Source organism: Thalassobium sp. R2A62, from assembly GCF_000161835.1.
Taxonomy (GTDB): Bacteria; Pseudomonadota; Alphaproteobacteria; order Rhodobacterales; family Rhodobacteraceae; genus Thalassobium.
On record NZ_GG697169.2, the window covers coordinates 1,424,352 to 1,442,336 of the forward strand.

The window sequence follows — 17,985 nt, forward strand, 5'->3', positions numbered from 1 at the left end:
ACAATATTTGTCGGATTTCACTAATGTCTGGATATGGATACAATTGATCTGAAAATACTCAAAGCGCTGCAACAAGATGCCCGGCTGACCCATCAAGACCTAAGCGACCTTGTGGGGCTGTCGCCGACGCCTTGCGCACGCCGGATTCGCAAATTGGAACAGGACGGTATGATCACGGGCTACACCGCGCAGATCGACGAGAAAAAGGCGGGGTTTGGGTTTTCGGTCTTTGTGTCAGTGCAGTTGGATCAGCAAGTGGATGATCGCCTCCAAGACTTTGAGGCCGAGGTCCGTCGGTTCCCCGAAATCGTCGATTGTTGGCTGATGACAGGCCGGTTTGACTATCTGGTGCGTGTCGCCGTGCATGATTTAAACGAATTTGAACGGTTCCTGACAGGACGGCTTAACAAGGTTGCGGGGATCGCGTCATTGGAAAGCGCGATCCCGATCCGCCGCGTCAAAAATGCAGCAACCCGTTTGGAATAATGCGGCGATCAGATGAACGGAATGGCCGCCTGATGTGCACCGTGGATCGTGTCTGCGATTGTGATCGAAAGGGCGGTGTCTATGCCCGCAAGGTCGGCGCGAAGCAGGCCGATGCCGATCGTTTTATCCAGCCTTTTTGAGAAGGCAAATTCGCTGACGTATCCGACCTGTTCGGCGTCTCGCATCAACGCCACCTGATGCCCTGGTGGCGTTGGATGCCCGTCAATGATCAACCCGACCAACGTCCGATTGGCACCCTCTTGCGCTATTTTCTCAAGTGCTACTTTGCCGACGAAATCATGCCCACCTGCAAGATCCACCAGCCCGCCGAACCCGACTTCATAGGGGTTAGCACGATGCGTTTGCAGGCGCATATCGGCTCCGTATGACAGCAAACCACTTTCCAAACGCTCGATATCGTTGGGCGCACCGGGGCCAAGGACAAACTCAGCTCCCGCCTCCTTGACCTTATCCCAAAGAACGTCGCCTTGTGCACTGTTTTGCAAGTACAGCTCGAACCCACCCTGTTTGGACCACCCAGAACGGGCAAGAACCAAGGGGATGCCGTCCAGATCTGTCTGGGCAAAACCAAAATATTTGAACTCACGGATATGCTCGCCAAACAGCTTGGCTACTACGTCTTCAGCCTTAGGTCCTTGGAGCGCAAGCGGGGAAACATCCGGCTCGCTCACCTGCACGTCCCAACCGCGTTCACGCCCGATGGCGGCGGCCCAGAGATGGATGTCACTATCCGCGACCGACAGCCAATACCGGTCTTCGTCCAGTTTCAGCAACACTGGATCATTGACCACCCAACCATCATGATCGCACAGTAGAACATAGCGGCCTTGCCCGATCTTGGTTTTGCTCAGATTGCGCGGGGTAAGGTACTGTGCCAGCTTGCCAGCATCTGGCCCTTGCAATTGCACCTGTCGCTGCGCGGCCACATCCCACATCGCAACACCGTTCATAAGCCGATCATATTCAGCCTCAGGGTCGCCGTAGTTCCCCGGGATCAGCATATGATTGTAAACAGAAAAGCTGCGCACCCCGTCACGGACCGTTGCGTCGAAATAGGCGGATTTGCGCAGGTTTGGGCCAATTCCAATGTGGTGGGTCATGAGTTTTCTTTCGGTTAGAGCGTCTTACTTGGTAATTAAAGCAATTGGTGGCATCAGCCCGTCATTGCCATTGGTCGTGGTGACAAAGCTTGATCCAGATCAGCTAGAATGTCTTGCACATCTTCAAGACCGATGGACAGACGCACTAGGCCATCACTGATCTCATGATGCGCGCGCTCCTCCGGTGTATAAGTCGAATGGGTCATCGACGCCGGATGCTGGATTAAGGTTTCAGCATCGCCAAGTGATACGGCCCTCTGGATCATGCCAAGGCTGTTCATCAGCTCCCGCCCAGCTGCAATGCCCCCGGTCATCTCAAAAGCAATCATGCCGCCGGACAACGACATCTGCTTTTGCGCGATGTCATATTGCTGCCCGTGCGGCAGCCCCGGAAAACTGACCTTGCCGACGGCTGGATGTACCGACAACCATTCAGCAATTTGCTGAGCGGTGTGGGAATGCCGTTCCATCCGTAGCGCGAGTGTTTTCAGCCCCCGCTGCACCAATAGGGCGTTGAACGGGGCCATGACTGCACCAGTCATGTCTTTCATGCCCACCAATCGGATTTCATTAATTATATCGGCCATGCCCACAACCAATCCAGCAACCAGATCACCGTGCCCGCCAAGGTATTTTGTCGCCGAATGCAGCACAATATCCGCGCCATGCGCCGTGGGTTGGGTAATGTAGGGCGTCGCATAGGTGTTATCAACAATCACCGTCGCCCCACCCGCATGCGCAATCTCAGACACCGCCGCGATGTCGACGAGCCGCATGTTCGGATTGGCGGGGGTCTCAAAATACACGATTCTCGTTTTTTCGCTCATCGCAGTGGTCAGGTTTTCGGGGTTCGTCAGGTCCACATGGGTGACGTTGATCCCAAACTTTGCCAACCCATGGTGCATGAACGCGAAGGTGCAGCCATAAAGCGTCTTGTCGACGATCAACTCATCCCCGGGGCTGAGCAACGTCCAAAGCGTCGCGGAAATTGCGCCCATACCAGAGGCCAGCGCAAGCCCCGCCTCGGCGCCCTCAAGGGATGCAATGCGCTTTTCCAGAATATCCAGCGTCGGATTCGATATTCGAGAATAAACATACCCTTCACGCTCGCCTGCGAAGATCTCTTCGCCCGCTTCCGCGCTCTCAAATGCAAAGGTAGACGCCATATGCAAAGGAGGCGTCAACGCGCCTTGGTTGTCCTTGGGGTCGTACCCCAGATGAATGGCGCGGGTGGCGAAACCTTTAGTCATGACTGCTCTCCTATGTGTTGCAGTCACATATAGTCATTTCAAACTTGAGGATATTGCTAATAATGCCTTGAAATCGATATAGATTAGCAGATACTGCCAATTATTATGAAATTAGATGATAAAGATCGCCAGATCATCCGCACCCTTCAACGAGACGGGCGGGTCACCAATCAGGATTTGGCCGCAGCAGTAAATCTATCGCCGTCTCCCTGCCTGCGCCGCGTTAAAAACCTTGAAACAGCGGGGATCATTCAGGGCTATACTGCCCGCGTGAACGCCAAGGCCTACGGCCTTGCTGTCACCGCCTTTGTGAATGTCCGGTTGGAACGACATGACGAAGAAACCGTGAATCGGTTTGAAGGCGAAGTGATGCGCATGGATGAGGTTCTCGACTGTCATGTCATGGCGGGCCAAGCCGACTATCAGCTTCGCGTGGTTGTCGCCGATCTTGAGCAATACGAGCAATTTGTGCGTGACCGGCTTCAACGTATCGGCGGTCTGGCGTCTATCGACACTCGATTTGCATATGGAACGGTCAAGGAAGCCGCGGCTTTCCCAGTATGAATACAGAGATATGCCAAAGGCAACTTTGTCCCGCGCCTTGATCTTTGATCGTCCCGTTTCCGCTGCGGCTCGCATAAATGACAGATTTTCCCACCACGAAGCGACGTAGAGATCTACGTTATCGCAGCGATTTCCGCGCAGCGTGCGCTTGCAGCTTCAAATCAACAGGACCGATGACGGCTCAAACCAGACCTTCGCTGAATGGCGTTCCGATGGCAGTTTTGCGCCCAAAGTGGACGTGTGCAGCTCTTGCTGATGCAGCATTCGCTCTCACGAGAGGGATCCTTTTTAGGTCAATATGATGAGTTTCATCAAAGCAGTCATTCAAGACAGCAACGTTTGGAAATTGGTGTGCATGGGTTTAGCCGGATACAGCGGGAGCTGTTTCAAAACATGTCGCTATATGGGATTGGCTAGGAACGATTAGCTCATGAATACCATTTCTCTAATCGGACAGCTCAGCCATGGCCGCAAGTGTGTGGTCCAGTCCTAACCGGATATGTGTTTCCAGAGCTGCTTTTGCCGTCGTGGTGTCGCGGGCAAGAGCCGCGTCGAACATTGTTTTGTGCTCCAGAACAGCATCAGCGCCGCGATAGGTGAGAACCAACATCTGATAGCGGAGGTATTTGTCAAAAATCGTACCGTGCAAAGAAAGAAGGTTTTGTGAATTGCAGGCTTGAATAAGCGCTTGATGAAATTCCCAATCATACCGCTTCCACAGTTCTTTTTGTGTTGTGTCGCCATCCAACATTTTCTGCTCGATCAGGTGTAGTTTGTGGTGGGCGGCAACCAAGTTCCCTTCCCAATCGGCGTCCCCGCAGGCGATTGATGTCTCAAGCGCGGAGCATTCCAGCAAAATGCGCAACTCTGCAATCTCTGTCAGGTCTGCAGCGGATACGGGCCGCACAAAGAAACCACGTTGTTCAGCCGCTTGCACGAAACCTTCACTGGCCAGACGGTTCAATGTCTCACGCAATGTCGACACGCTGGCGGCGTATCTGTCGCGCAAACCGTCCAGCTTTAATTTGGTTCCAGGCGCAAGTTCACCAAAGATGATGTCGTGCTTGATGCGTTCGTACGTGCTGGACCCAACCGTGGGTGCGGATTGTGACATGCTTGCCCTCAAGAGTAGTGGTTTTTCAGGTAATAGCATAATTATCTGATATTCCTCAACGAGAGATAAAGTAGGCCTTTATAAAAAATATCATATATTATTGCGAATCTGATTTACTCTGCTAGCGTGGCCGGAACGTATGCATCAGAGGGCTAAATGGGGCATCCACAAAAATTAGCAGTCGTTGGGGCAGGCCTTGTTGGGCAGCGTCACATTGCGGCTATCGGCCAAGTGCCCGGTGTAGAACTCGTCGCTGTGGTCGAACCTGGCCAGACCGAGCAGACAGTGACGGTCTACAGTGACCTAGATGCTCTGTTTGCCGACACAGACGTGGATGGCGTGATCTTGTCCACTCCCACATTGTTGCATGTCGATGGCGCAATGGCATGCGTAGAACGCGGCGTTCCTGTCCTGATCGAGAAGCCGTTGGCTGCATCAGCCGACGACGCAGAAGCTCTTGTGGAAACAGCGCAGATCAAAGGCGTCCCTATCCTTGTTGGTCATCACCGCCGACATAACCCGATCATTCAGAAATCCGCGGACCTGATCAAAGAGGGCGCGATTGGACAGGTTAGGGCCGCGCAAGTGACGTGCTGGTTCTACAAACCAAACGACTACTTTGACGTGGCACCTTGGCGCAAAAAAGCGGGCGCAGGGCCAATCTCGGTGAACCTTGTGCACGACGTTGACCTGATGCGTCACTTTCTTGGGGAGGTTGTCACAGTTCAAGCACAGATGGCCCCGTCCCTGCGTGGGTTTGAAAATGAAGATCTTGCCGCCGCCGTTCTGCGGTTCGAAAGTGGCGCGGTTTGTACAATCACCGTTTCCGACAGTGTCGTGTCCCCATGGAGTTGGGAGCTGACCTCTCGCGAGTATCCGATCTATCCCGCGACAAATGAATCCTGCTACCTGATCGGCGGGTCCGAGGGTGCGCTTAGCATCCCCGATATGCGGCTTTGGCAGCATGAAGGTAGTACAAGCTGGTGGAACCCGATCAAGGCCACGGCGATGCCCGTCAGTTCATCTGACCCCCTCATCAATCAAATTGCGCACTTTGCAGATGTGATCACAGGCGCGGCCGAACCGCTGGTAACTGGGGTAGAAGGCCTGAAAACATTGCGTGTTGTCGAGGCGATCCAGAAAGCAGCCCAGACACAATTGCTGGTCACAATCGGCACATCTGCGGAAGGCTCGACAAGAGCGGTGGGATAAAAATATCATATATTTTGTAAAATGTATTGCGAAATAAGAAAAATGTGGCACTAATCTACTGCACAAACTGCCCAGAGGGGCAAAAACGTCTGGGAGGACACCAATGACACTTAAATTTACTCGCCGTGTTGCGATGGCGGCGATGATCGCAACAACCGCACTTTCTGGCACTGCATCCTTCGCTGATGGTCACGCCGTCCAACTGCGTATGTCGACATCCGGTTCTGAAACCGATGCGCGTTCGGTCGCGCTCGCCGAAGTATTTGGCCCTGCCGTCGCGGGCTTTGCTTCCTACGAGCCATCCTACAACGCAACTTTGTTCGACCAAGGCACAGAGCTGGACGCAATCAGCCGTGGCAACCTGGAAATGTCGATTACGTCTGCACAAGAACTGGCGCAGTTTTTCCCGAAGTTCTCGATCTTCGCGACTGGTTACGTTCATCAGGACGCAGCGCACCAAGTGCGTGTATTCAACGACCCGCTGATGGCGCCGTTCTTGGCGACTGTTGAAGAAGAGTTAGGCGTGAAACTGTTGTCCGTCATGTATCTCGGCCAGCGCCACGTGAACCTGCGCCAGACCCGCGAAGAGCTGGATGTGCAGACACCTGCAGACCTAGCTGGCGTGAACCTTCGTATGCCAGGTACGGATGCATGGCAGTTCTTGGGTGCCGCGCTGGGAGCAGCTCCAACGCCAATGGCCTTTACTGAAGTTTACACGGGTCTGTCCACGGGCGCGATTGACGGCCAAGACAACCCACTACCAACAGTTGTGGACAAAAAGTTCTATGAAGTCACAAAACAGATTGCGCTGACGTCCCACCTTGTTGATCTGAACTACATCGCAATCTCTGCGGAAACGTTCAATTCCATGGAGCCTGCACAGCAGTTGGCTGTTCAAAAGGCAGCAGATGCTGCGGCGTCCGTGGGTCGTTTGCGCCAGTTGGAACTCGAAGGCAGCTTGACTGCTTTCCTCGAAGAGAATGGTGTGGAAGTCTACTCACCTGACACAGCTGCGTTCCGCGAGCACGTTCAGGCGCAGTATGTCGGCTCCGAGTTTGCCGCAAGCTGGCCCGAAGGTGTTCTGGACGCGATAAACGCACTTGGCAACTAAGACCAGATAGGGAGGCCCCCCATGAAGACGCTTTTTAAGTGGGTCTCCCGAATATCTGACGCAATCGCGGCCACATTGCTGGCCGTGATTTTCTTTACCTTCCTGTTGCAGATCGGGTCGCGCTACACGCCGCGCATCATCCGCAACCTTGGTCTTGAAGAGACCTTTCCCACCCTTGCCGCTGTACAACCCCTTGGCTGGACGCTTGAGCTGATCGCAATCCTTTGGGTGTGGGTGATTTTCTTTAGCTGCACCTTTGTGGTGCGCGAATGGGACCATGTAAAATTCGACATCATTTATCTGGCGGTATCGCGACGCATGCGCAGAATCTTTGCTGTGATTTCGGCGGCAGCGATTGTCGCAGGGATGCTGTACGCGTTCTTGCCAACGTTGGACTACATCGACTGGATGAAAATTCGCAAAACATCGACTGTGCGTAATCCTTTCACGGGCAGTAAGATCCCGATGCGAACTGTTTTCAGTGTTTACGGCGCCTTCATGATCGTGGTCGCAGCACGCTATGCGTGGCTGGCGATTGATACGTTCCGAAACGGCCCGCCCAAAACTGAACTGGAAGTCGTGCTTGAGGCCCAGGCAGCCGCCGATGCCAAAGCTGCGGAGGCCCAATCATGAGTTTTGAACTCATCTCGCTCCTCGTGACACTGTTCGTTCTGGCTGGGATCGGCACGCCCATTGGCTATTCAATCTTATTGGCCTCGGTGGTCTATCTTGGCATCGCGGGGCTCGACGTGGCGCTGGCCGGTGAGAAAATCCTCCAAGGGTTTTATGGCAGCGCGATCTTGCTAGCGGTTCCGTTGTTCATCGTCGCAGCCAATATCATGAATGCCGGATCCATCACGGACCGGCTACTCAATTTCTGCGTCGCCGTGGTTGGGCGGTTCAAAGGTGGTATGGGGCATGTGAATGTCGTCGCCTCACTGATTTTTTCGGGCATGTCAGGGTCCGCGGTGGCGGATGCGGCCGGCATCGGAAAAATCATCATCTCAATGATGACGCGCAACGGCAAATACAGCCGTGGCTACGCCGCGGCCATCACTGCCGCCTCGGCGACTATTGGCCCAATTATTCCACCTTCTATCCCAATGGTACTCTATGCGTTGGTTTCCAACGCCTCAATCGGCGCTCTGTTTCTTGCAGGCATCTTACCCGGCTTAATCATGGGCGTCGTGTTGATGGGGATGAACGGTTACCTGGCGCACAAACGCGGATTCGAAGTCGAAGAGACGGTACCGCTGAAAGCCTTACCCAAAGTCACGGCCAACGCGTTTCCCACATTGCTGATGCCCGTGATACTGCTCTACGGAATTTATGGTGGCGTCACGACACCGACCGAAGCTGCCGCCGTCGCTGCGTTTTACGCCCTGATGTTGGCCGCGCTGTTTTATCGGTCCTTGTCTTTCAAGGCGCTGTACCACGTCTTCGTCGACTCAGCACGGTCTTCAGCAGCCGTGGGTATCGTCATAGGTGGCGCGTTTATTCTGAACTATATCGTGATTACAGAACAAATTCCTCAGGCAATTTCCGCAATGTTGGAAGGGGCTGATATTGGCCCACTAATGTTCCTGATCATGGTGAATGTGCTGATCCTGCTGCTGGGCTGTGTGCTAGATGCGACGACCATCATCCTCGTTATCGTCCCGCTGTTCATTCCGACCTGCGTCGCACTTGAAATTGATCTGGTCCACTTCGGCGTGCTCGTCGTCGTGAACTCCATGATTGGGCTGATAACGCCGCCGTATGGCATTCTGCTGTTTGTCATCAACGCCGTGACTGACATTCCTTTGCGTGAAATCATCGCTGAAATTTGGGGCTTTCTTGCGGTGCTGATCGCCGCACTGATCGTGATGATGTTATCGCCGAACTTGGTGCTCTGGCTGCCACGTTTGCTCGGGTATCAGGGCTAATGCTTTCCATCGCAACCAACGTCGTTCCGGGTGAATTTGCGGCAAAACTGAAGGCTATTGCGGGCATTGGGTTTGATGCGATTGATCTAAGCCTTACTGACGTCGCCCAGTTTGATGGCTCTCCTCAAGATCTTGCAGTGCTGGTTGCTAACACGGGCCTAACGATTGCGTCGTTGGGACCGATCGCTGCGGGGGCATCGCCTTCGATGATCGCGACCAACGCCGCCACGGCAAAGGCTCTGGGTGCTGATCTGTTGATCCTTGCTGTTGATAGTGACCTGCCAAATGATTTGCCCGCACGTGATGGCGTGCGCGTCGCACTGCGCCCGCCGCGGCGCGCAGAAGACGCGGCAATCGCCTTCGTAAACGACCAAAACGACACCACGATCGGCCTTGCCCTGAATGCCTTCGACGTCCTTGGCGATGGCTCGCGCCCTGCGCGCCTGCGTGATCTGGACGGAACGTCCGTCTTTCATGTGTCCCTTTCGGATGGCCCAGCCACGCCCGTGCTGCCCGGGCAAGGCACGCTGAACCTTGGCGGGTTTGCCCGTGTTCTGGCGCGTGCCGGTTACCGCGGTCCTTGGTCTGTCGGGGCAACACCCGCGGGGCCTGACACCGTTCGAGATGCCTATAGATCGCTTGTCACGACGCTATCTGACGCCGCCCAAACCGAAATCCTGTTGCGTGGAACGACACCTAGTCTGCCACCCAAAGTGCCCGCAAACGGCTTCGAGTTTATTGAATTTGCGGTCGATCCGTCGAGCGCTGCGGAGCTTGAAGCAGTTCTGACATCGATGGCATTTCGCCGCGAACGTCTGCATCGCTCTAAACAGGTGGCGCTGTGGCGGCAAGGCGCGGTGAATATCGTGATCAACCAAGACCAAGGCGGCCACGCCGCGCGCGCTTTTGCCGAACATGGCCCCTGCGTCTGCGACATGGGGCTGCGGGTGCAAGACGGTGCTGAAACAGTTGCACGGGCAAAGGCATTGGGAACACAAGATTTTTCGCAATCCGTCGGTCTTGGCGAGCTAAACATTCCCGCCATCCGCGGCATCGGTGGAAGTGTGTTGCATTTCATTGATCAGCAATCAGACCTACACCGCGTCTGGGACATTGAATTTGAACCCGTAACACGCACAAAAGCATCGCCGCCTGCAGGGCTGCGGCGGATCGACCATGTCGCTCAGACGATGCGTTACGATCAAATGCAAAGCTGGCTACTGTATTACCTGACCACATTCGAGATGACCAAGTCACCTATCGTCAATGTGGCCGATCCTTCTGGTATCGTGCGATCTCAAGCAATTGAGAGTCCTGAGGGCGAAGTGCGCCTCAACCTGAATGGCGCGGGCGATTCCGAAACCCTCGCAGGGTCGTTTGTGTCGGGCCGGCCCGGCGCTGGGGTCCAGCATATTGCGTTTCAGACCGATGATATCTTTGAAACCTCTGCGCAGTTGATGGCATCGTGTTTCACTCGTTTGAACGTCCCACAGAGCTACTACGGCGACACACAAGCGACATTTGGGCTAAGTGATGCAATGACAGCCCAGCTTCGTTCTCACAACATTCTATACGACGAAGACGAACACGGTGCCTATTTTCAGCTTTATGGCCTAACCATGTTTGACGGTTTCTTTTTTGAAATCGTCCAGCGTAAGGGCCGCTACAGTGGATATGGCGCGCGTAATGCGCCGATCCGGCTGGCGGCGCAAACCCGAACCCATAAAGGTGCCGCATGAGTGATGACGCAGACGCAATCCGCAACTGGTGGCGCACGTCGATCATCGACATGGAACCGGGCAAGATTGCCTTTCGCGGCCACCCCATCGAGGACCTCATCGGCAATGTATCGTTCCCGCAGATGATCTGGCTGATGACGGCGGGGCGACTCGCCTTGCCCGAAGAAGCTGCACTTCTTGAGGCTGCTTTGGTCGCAGGCGTCGATCACGGGCCCCAAGCACCATCCATTGCGGCGGCTCGGATGACGGCGACCTGCGGCGTGGGTTTAAACAATGCGATGGCAAATGGCGTGAACATGCTTGGCGATGTGCATGGCGGAGCAGGCGAGCAATGCGCGGAGCTCTATTATGACATTAATGCACGGATCGAATTTGGAGAGGCGTTTGACGACGCTGTACAGTCTGGCCTTGATGCGTGGCGTGCCCAGAATGGTAAAATCGTCAGCGGTTTCGGACACAGGTTTCATAAACCCATTGATCCGCGTGCCCCCCGTTTGATGACCATTGTCCGCGATGCGGCGAAGGCTGGCACAGTTAAAGGGCGTTATGCTGACATCGGTGAAGCGGTGCAGGCCAATTTGAGCACACGCAAACCACTCGCGATGAATATCGACGGGGCCACGGCGGTGATTTTTTGCGAACTAGGGTTTCCTGCGCCCTTGTCACGAGGCCTGTTTTGCCTGTCCCGATCTGTCGGAATCCTATCTCACGCATGGGAGCAAATGCAACAGGGCGGGCGCAACAAGGGGCCGATGCCGCCCGCCTACCTACCAAAGTATGATAAAGTATAAAATCTCATATATTATCGATTACATAATATGATATTACTGTTTCAGATATCATGAGGTGATTCTGAAATGCCAGACGAGATCGGCGATCCGCTCTATTCGCTTGCGCACCTGACCTTGATCAATGCGACGGCCCCAGAATTGATCTACATCGCCGCTCGTGCCGGTTATGACGCTGTTTCGCCACGTTTTATCCAGATGAATGTGCCGGGAGAGTTCCGCGAAAACCCAATCGACAAAGCGATGGTGTCGGCCACCAAGACGGCGCTTCGGACAACAGGTCTAAAGGTGCTCGATATAGAACTCGCCCGCATCACCGAAGACTGTGATCCTCGCAGCTTTGAGGCGGCGTGCGCACTAGGCGGCGAACTTGGCGCGACACGCATGATTATGTCGGCATGGACACCAACGCGGGACGACCGCAATTTCATTGTCGATTGCTATGCGGAAACTTGCGAAATCGCCCAGGTCTACGGGTTGTCAGTTGATCTCGAGTTTCCCAGCTTTAGCCGACTGCGCACATTAGACGAAGCACTCGACATCGTGCGGGCTGCGGATCAACCGAATGGTGGTATCCTTGTTGATACGCTTTACATGCACCTCAGCCGTGTTGATCTCGCGGAATTGCTTCATATCCCCAGCGATCTGCTGAATTTCCTCCATATCTCGGACGCGCTGCCCGGCATTGCGGACACCCGCGAAGGGATGATCCAACTGGCCCGAGATGCCCGCCTTTACCCTGGCGAAGGCTGTATAGATTTCGCCGGCATCATCGAACGTATGCCCCCATTAGATTACTCAATCGAATTGCCCAACAGGTCCCGTGTTACGGAACTGGGCTTTGAAGAACACGCTCGACGCTGCTTGCAGCACGCCAAAGACTCTTTTGGTGATGTAACCAGCCAGCGGCGCGCTCATCCCATCATTAGAAACGAAAGCACAACAGATGGCCAAAGAGCTTACTGAACAAGAACGTCAATTTGTGGCGGATATGATTGCGCGCGCGCGCATGGCAATGGCCGAGATTGAAAACTGGTCACAGGTTGATCTGGACCGTCTAAGCCAAGCCATTGCGTGGTACGCTGGCAATGAGGCGACATTCACCCGTCTGGCCGAACAGGGCGTGGATGAGTCCGGCATCGGTGACCGCGCAGGTCGTCCGGCCAAACGTTTCAAGATCCAAATGGTGCTGCGCGATGTGTTGCGCACGCCTTCGACGGGTGTGGTTGAGGTGGACGAGGCCAAGGGCTTGGCGAAATACGCCAAACCTGCTGGTGTTGTCGCCTCACTGATCCCCATGACAAACCCTGCGATGACGCCACCCGTGACAGGTGTATCGTCTGCCAATGCGCGCAACGCGGTGATCTTTTCGCCCCACCCGCGCACAGCTGGTACGACGTTCGAGATGACCGAGATGATGCGCAAAGCCTGCTTCGCCGTTGGTGCCCCTGCGGACCTATTCCAAACAATCCGTCATCCGTCCATACCGATGACCCAACACCTGATGGAGGAATGCGATCTGACACTGGCCACAGGCGGGAAGCCGATGGTCAAGGCCGCTTATTCATCGGGGCGTCCGGCTTACGGTGTGGGCGCAGGTAACAGCTCGATCGTCATCGACGAAACAGCGGACCTCGATATCGCGGCGGCAAACACGCGCATCTCCAAGACGTCGGATTTCGGCTCTGGTTGCTCTGCGGATGGCAATATTATCATCCAAAAATCCATTTATGACAGGATGGTCGCCGCACTTGAAGCTGAAGGTGGTCATTTATGTTCGCCAGAAGAAAAAGCGCTGCTTGAGGCTGCGATGTGGGACGAAAAAGGCAATCGCACCTTCCCCACAATCGCTTGCAAACCGCAGCAGACTGCGGGTGTGGCAGGGTTCACGATCGCCGATGATCGCAAGTTCCTGATGGTGGAAAACCAGGGTCAGATCGGGCCTGAGCATAAGTTCAGCAAAGAAAAGCTGACAACAGTCATGGCGCTTTATCACTTCGAGAGGTTCGACGACGCGCTTGACACTGTTCGCGCGATTTATGCCACCGGCGGCATCGGCCATTCCTGTGGGATTTACAGCCATAACGACGACAACATCGACGCTTTAGCGCGGGTTGCACCCGTCAGCCGGATAATGGTGCGTCAGCCGCAATCCAAGGCCAATGCAGGGTCATGGACCAACGGCATGCCGATGACTTCAAGCCTTGGTTGCGGCATCTGGGGCGGCAATATCACCAACGAAAACGTCACCATGAAACACATGATGAATTACACATGGGTCGCGCGGCCCATCGCCGAAGATCGCCCCAGTGAGGCAGAGCTTTTCGGTGAGTTCTATGGACAGGAGATCGCCCAATGAGCACGAAGACAGTAGCAGAACACATCGTTGATTTCTTGGGGCGACGCGAGGTTAAACATGTCTTTGGCCTGTGCGGACACACCAACATCGCCGTCTTGGCAGCGCTCGCCGAAAGCCCGATTGATTTTATTACTGTGCGCCACGAACAAATTGCGAGCCATGCGGCAGATGCCTACGCGCGGGTCACAGGGCGCGCTTCTGTCGTTCTCAGCCACCTCTCACCGGGTTTGACAAATTGCGCCACCGGTGTTGCCAACGCAGCACTCGATTGCATCCCGATGGTTGTGATCGCTGGGGATATCCCCACGCATTACTACGGCAAGCATCCACATCAGGAGGTGAACCTGCACGCCGACGCCGCGCAGTGGGAAATCTACCGACCCTTTGTAAAACGCGCATGGCGCGTAGACCGCGCAGACCTCGTGGCGGAGATTCTAGAGAAAGCGTTCCATCTCGCGGAGTCCGGTCAGCCTGGGCCAGTACTAGTCAACGTTCCGATGGATATTTTCAGCGAAGTCATCGCGTCAGACACATTTGATCGCATCGTTGGAAACACCAAGTCTCTCGTCAAACCATCCTTGGATGATGAGACGGCCCGCCAGATTGTGAGTGGTCTGGCTGCGGCCAAGGATCCTGTCGCCTATATCGGCGGTGGGATCCTGTTGGCGCAGGCGAGCGCAGAAATGGAGGATTTTGCCACCCACCTGGGCCTGCCGATTGCCCACAGCTTGATGGGCAAGGGAGCTGTGCGTGACGATCATCCGCTGGTCATGGGCATGACGGGGTTTTGGGGCACCGAATTGGTCAACCAGACCTGCTTGAACGCCGATGTCGTCTTTGCGGTAGGCACCCGCTTCAAAGAGGCGGATTGTTCCAGCTGGTATCCCGGTTACACCTTCAACATAGGGGCTAAGGGCAACGACACGAAGGTCATTCATATCGACATCGAACCGCAAGAGATCGGGCGCAACTACCCGACAGAAATCGGTGTGGTTGCCGATGCGAAAGTGGCCCTGCGCATGCTAAGCCGTGTCGCGCGTGAAATGTATCCTGACGGGTTCGATCGCAGCGAAAAAAAGGCCGAGATCGTGGAGTTCCGCAAAGCGTTCAAAGCGACAAACATCGAAATGCAAACTTCGGCCGCCTTCCCGATGATGCCGGAACGTATCCTTGCGGATACACGCATCGCGTTGCCCAAAGATGCAATTATCACCACGGACGTGGGGTGGAACAAAAACGGCGTCGGCCAACAGTTTGACATCCTGACACCGGGTTCAATCCTGACACCGGGCGGCTTTGCGACGATGGGCTTCGGACCTCCCGCAGCCATTGGCGCGAAACTGGCAGCACCGGATCGTGTGGTGTTGTCGCTGGTGGGCGACGGTGGATTTGGACAAAACCCATCGATGCTGGCAACGGCTGTTGAACTGAACCTCGGGATTATCTGGCTGGTGATGAACAACAACGCATTTGGCACAATCGCCGGTTTGCAAAAGGCGCATTATGGCCTGACCTACGGGACGACCTTCCCCGGTACACCCGACGCTCCAACCAATGGCCCCAGTTACGCCGAGATCGCACGGGCCTACGGCGCCGAAGGCATCCACATTTCTTCAGCAGATGACCTATTGCCCGCGCTGCAAGCCGCCATTTCTAGCGGCAAGCCGACAGTGTTGGATGTGCCCATGATCAACAATCCCACCCCCACAACAGGGCACTGGAATATCCTTGATATCTATTCGCCTGATAAGGACGTCAGCCACGTTTCAACGTGAGAAAGAGCATCGAATGAAAAACCCAACGAACTTGTTCAAATTCGCCTTGAAAGCTGGCCAGCGGCAGTTGGGAATCTGGAACACTATCGGTGGCAATACCGTCCCCGAATTGCTGGGCGGTTCGGGGTTCGACTGGGTTATGGTGGATTGCGAACACGCCGCGATTGAAACAGTTGAGGTTCTGCCAGCCCTTCAAGCCATCGGGCAAACGCCTCATACCTCTGCAGTGGTACGCGTGGCGGCCAATGATCCGACCTTGTTCAAACGCGTTCTGGATATGGGTGCACAGACCGTGATGGTGCCCTATGTGCAAACCGCCGAAGAAGCCGTCGCCGCCGTTCATGCAATGCGCTACGGTCCCAAAGGCATTCGTGGTATGGCGGGCATGACCCGAGCGACACGCTACGGGAAGGTCGACGATTACTTCAACACGGCTGAGAGCGAACTGTGCCTCATCGTGCAAATCGAAACGCTTGAAGGGCTCCGGAACCTTGACGCCATTGCGAATACGGACGGTGTGGATGCGGTGTTTATCGGCCCCGCAGATCTGTCAGCGAGCATGGGGCTGGTAGGTCAAATGACCCATCCGGACGTTGACAAGGCGATTTCCAAAGCCATCGCAGACTTGGTCGACATGGGCATGCCCACTGGTGTTATGGCACTCGATCCTGACGTCGCTGACCGCTACATGGCCAGCGGCGCGTCTTTTGTCGCCGTCGCTGTAGATTTAGTGTTGCTCGCGGACGCTGTATCCAAAATCCGCAATCGGTTCAGCTTACGCTAACCTGTTCCTTTAAATGCAACCTCGCGCATCCAAGTCCGGCGAGCCCACCAAAGGCGGCCCTTAGTAAGGTTTGCGCAGGACGCCTTGGGCACCCAACCAATTCGAAACTGCCTCGCTGCACATTGGGTGATCAAATGGGGGACGGAACCCTCAAATACGGCACAACCCTTTGAAACATGATCTAAAAATAAGGCGCAGTGGTGGAGGCGAAGGGGTAATCACCCCGTTCTTTTTTGCTATGGTTTTGAAACTGCTATTCAAGTATTCGGTTGACGAACAGAGCGAGCAATAGCGGGTTTTTTGAATGATCGAGATTTACAGCGGGACGGCACTCTCTATCAAGAAGAAGTAAATCTACTTTCACAATCACTCAACACCTGCGTAAGTCGTCCGCAGATTTGGAGCAGGCATGTCAAAACTTAATCTATTATTTTCAGCATTCTTTGTTTTTGCAGTCTCTGGGTGCGTAGGCACAAGTACATTTGGAAACGAGGTGTCAGAAACCAGTAGTGGCACCCCAAATGAAGGTTCAAATGACACTGAACAGTCAGCCGCTGCTCGTCAAAATATCCTTACGTCAACAGACCTCCGCTTCAAATCAATGTGTGAAGCGTTACAGAACGGCGATGCTTCACGGCTTTGGCGTGGAATCCGCTCACTCCCCAAGGAGCCAGTGCAGCGATACAGCAACATTGGTTTGGATCTAATCGTAGATTTATTTGGCGACGGAGACCTGGATGCATCAGCGATTATGATATCCTACACGAGCCAAAGGCATGAAGCAGAAAACATAAAGTTTTTTTCTAACGACGCCTCAGAAATGAACCACCCCATAGAAGGTATTTCATTTTTAAATAGTCAGCCATTTACGAAGGAAATTCGAAAAGTCTCACAAGGGGATCTGAACAGTGATGGAATTACTGATCTCGTTTTCTTCGATTACGGCGAACATGACGGATCCCTGCACGACGGTAAGGTTCTGGTATTGCTGAGTGATGGAACATCTTACCGCTGGCAACAGTTGGTCACACGCGAAGAACTACGTATTCACTCTGGAACTCTGATAGACTTTGATAACGACAAAGATTTGGACATCGTTTTTGGGTCGGTTGGAGCGCGCGATGGGAGGCAAATCTTTGCTTATCGCAATGATGGCAATGGCAGCTTTTCTAAAACTCGCCAACCACGTGCCGGGACTTCAATTAGCAATTCTTGGGTAACCCTCAATGCGTCTGATATTGACCGTGATGGTTACCATGATCTGATCTCTGAGTCATACGACCCCGTGTCTGGAAATTTTGGTGTCCAAATCACTTGGGGTTCTGAACAGGGGTTATTTGGTGGTATTTTTGAAAGCACAAACACCTCTCAAGTTACAAGCCCAGCGATTGGCGCGAATGACCTACTGATGGACACTATTGTTGTTCCAACCAGCACTGGCGCAGAAATATACGCAACTTTTGCAGTAGACAACTATAGTGCCGGTTCTAAAATTGTGCGCTATACACTTTCTGGAAGAGAACAAGTATCGAGCGAACTATTGGTAGACAGCTTATTTCAGACCTCAAGGTGGATAAATTCCGTGTATCCATGTCAATCTGGTCTGAAATTTTTTACATATTTGAGTCCGAACTTTAACTTGAGCAGCCAATTGAGATAAAATCACTCATTAACGCTCATACACTCCAGTAACTCGAGCTCCTGTTTTGCATAGCAGACTGTCAAGCGAGCGCTGACCACGTACATTGGATCAAGGT

The 17,985-nt window shown here is 54.1% G+C and carries 16 protein-coding genes; 13 read left to right on the top strand and 3 right to left on the bottom strand.

From position 1 onward, the window contains the following. The first annotated feature begins 33 nt into the window (after positions 1 to 33). A complete protein-coding gene (locus TR2A62_RS07110) occupies positions 34 to 486 on the top strand; it encodes an Lrp/AsnC family transcriptional regulator (RefSeq protein WP_009157430.1) in 453 nt (150 codons plus the stop codon). Between the two features lie 8 nt (positions 487 to 494). On the opposite strand, the gene TR2A62_RS07115 is transcribed toward TR2A62_RS07110, so the two are convergent. Together TR2A62_RS07115 and TR2A62_RS07120 are read right to left on the bottom strand one after the other, a co-directional pair. Next, positions 495 to 1,607: a glycine cleavage T C-terminal barrel domain-containing protein gene (locus TR2A62_RS07115; protein ID WP_009160314.1), complete on the bottom strand. Its 1,113-nt coding sequence runs from the start codon at positions 1,605 to 1,607 to the stop codon at positions 495 to 497. A gap of 53 nt (positions 1,608 to 1,660) precedes the next feature. Continuing rightward, on the bottom strand, positions 1,661 to 2,857 hold the full coding sequence (locus tag TR2A62_RS07120) for a methionine gamma-lyase (protein ID WP_009157289.1): 1,197 nt from the start codon (positions 2,855 to 2,857) through the stop codon (positions 1,661 to 1,663). A 105-nt stretch (positions 2,858 to 2,962) separates the two neighbouring features. Between TR2A62_RS07120 and TR2A62_RS07125 the strand changes: the two genes are divergently transcribed. Then, positions 2,963 to 3,421 carry an Lrp/AsnC family transcriptional regulator gene (locus tag TR2A62_RS07125; protein ID WP_009159772.1) on the top strand — a complete coding sequence of 153 codons (459 nt, stop codon included), beginning with the start codon at positions 2,963 to 2,965 and terminating at the stop codon, positions 3,419 to 3,421. A 445-nt stretch (positions 3,422 to 3,866) separates the two neighbouring features. Here TR2A62_RS07125 and TR2A62_RS07130 read toward each other — a convergent pair whose 3' ends face one another. After that, positions 3,867 to 4,535, bottom strand: a complete 669-nt coding sequence (locus TR2A62_RS07130; protein ID WP_009157963.1) for a GntR family transcriptional regulator — start codon at positions 4,533 to 4,535, stop codon at positions 3,867 to 3,869. A 156-nt stretch (positions 4,536 to 4,691) separates the two neighbouring features. On the opposite strand from TR2A62_RS07130, the gene TR2A62_RS07135 reads away from it, so the two are divergent. The 11 genes from TR2A62_RS07135 to TR2A62_RS07185 all read left to right on the top strand — a co-directional run bounded on the left by TR2A62_RS07135 (position 4,692) and on the right by TR2A62_RS07185 (position 17,888). Beyond that, entirely contained in the window at positions 4,692 to 5,747 is a 1,056-nt protein-coding gene (locus TR2A62_RS07135; RefSeq protein ID WP_009158653.1) for a Gfo/Idh/MocA family protein, read from the top strand. Positions 5,748 to 5,850: 103 nt separating this feature from the next. After that, positions 5,851 to 6,858 carry a TRAP transporter substrate-binding protein DctP gene (dctP, locus tag TR2A62_RS07140; RefSeq protein WP_009157369.1) on the top strand — a complete coding sequence of 336 codons (1,008 nt, stop codon included), beginning with the start codon at positions 5,851 to 5,853 and terminating at the stop codon, positions 6,856 to 6,858. Positions 6,859 to 6,879: 21 nt separating this feature from the next. Further along, on the top strand, positions 6,880 to 7,491 hold the full coding sequence (locus tag TR2A62_RS07145; RefSeq protein WP_009160692.1) for a TRAP transporter small permease: 612 nt from the start codon (positions 6,880 to 6,882) through the stop codon (positions 7,489 to 7,491). Further along, a complete protein-coding gene (locus tag TR2A62_RS07150; RefSeq protein WP_009159681.1) occupies positions 7,488 to 8,783 on the top strand; it encodes a TRAP transporter large permease in 1,296 nt (431 codons plus the stop codon). Before TR2A62_RS07145 ends, TR2A62_RS07150 begins: the two co-directional genes overlap by 4 nt. Then, entirely contained in the window at positions 8,783 to 10,522 is a 1,740-nt protein-coding gene (locus tag TR2A62_RS07155; RefSeq protein ID WP_009159894.1) for a bifunctional sugar phosphate isomerase/epimerase/4-hydroxyphenylpyruvate dioxygenase family protein, read from the top strand. The genes TR2A62_RS07150 and TR2A62_RS07155 overlap by 1 nt, the downstream gene beginning before the upstream one ends. After that, positions 10,519 to 11,313 (top strand): citryl-CoA lyase, encoded by a 795-nt coding sequence (locus tag TR2A62_RS07160; protein WP_009158868.1) that lies wholly within the window; start codon positions 10,519 to 10,521, stop codon positions 11,311 to 11,313. Before TR2A62_RS07155 ends, TR2A62_RS07160 begins: the two co-directional genes overlap by 4 nt. 66 nt (positions 11,314 to 11,379) lie before the next feature. Then, positions 11,380 to 12,276, top strand: coding sequence for a sugar phosphate isomerase/epimerase (locus TR2A62_RS07165; RefSeq protein WP_009160102.1), 897 nt, complete (start codon positions 11,380 to 11,382; stop codon positions 12,274 to 12,276). Beyond that, entirely contained in the window at positions 12,257 to 13,669 is a 1,413-nt protein-coding gene (locus tag TR2A62_RS07170; protein WP_009159461.1) for an aldehyde dehydrogenase family protein, read from the top strand. Before TR2A62_RS07165 ends, TR2A62_RS07170 begins: the two co-directional genes overlap by 20 nt. Then, positions 13,666 to 15,444 carry a thiamine pyrophosphate-binding protein gene (locus TR2A62_RS07175; protein WP_009160334.1) on the top strand — a complete coding sequence of 593 codons (1,779 nt, stop codon included), beginning with the start codon at positions 13,666 to 13,668 and terminating at the stop codon, positions 15,442 to 15,444. The genes TR2A62_RS07170 and TR2A62_RS07175 overlap by 4 nt, the downstream gene beginning before the upstream one ends. Before the next feature lie 13 nt (positions 15,445 to 15,457). Beyond that, positions 15,458 to 16,228: an HpcH/HpaI aldolase/citrate lyase family protein gene (locus TR2A62_RS07180; protein WP_009159403.1), complete on the top strand. Its 771-nt coding sequence runs from the start codon at positions 15,458 to 15,460 to the stop codon at positions 16,226 to 16,228. 409 nt (positions 16,229 to 16,637) lie between these two features. Beyond that, positions 16,638 to 17,888 carry a VCBS repeat-containing protein gene (locus tag TR2A62_RS07185; protein WP_009157493.1) on the top strand — a complete coding sequence of 417 codons (1,251 nt, stop codon included), beginning with the start codon at positions 16,638 to 16,640 and terminating at the stop codon, positions 17,886 to 17,888. Positions 17,889 to 17,985 lie beyond the last annotated feature (97 nt).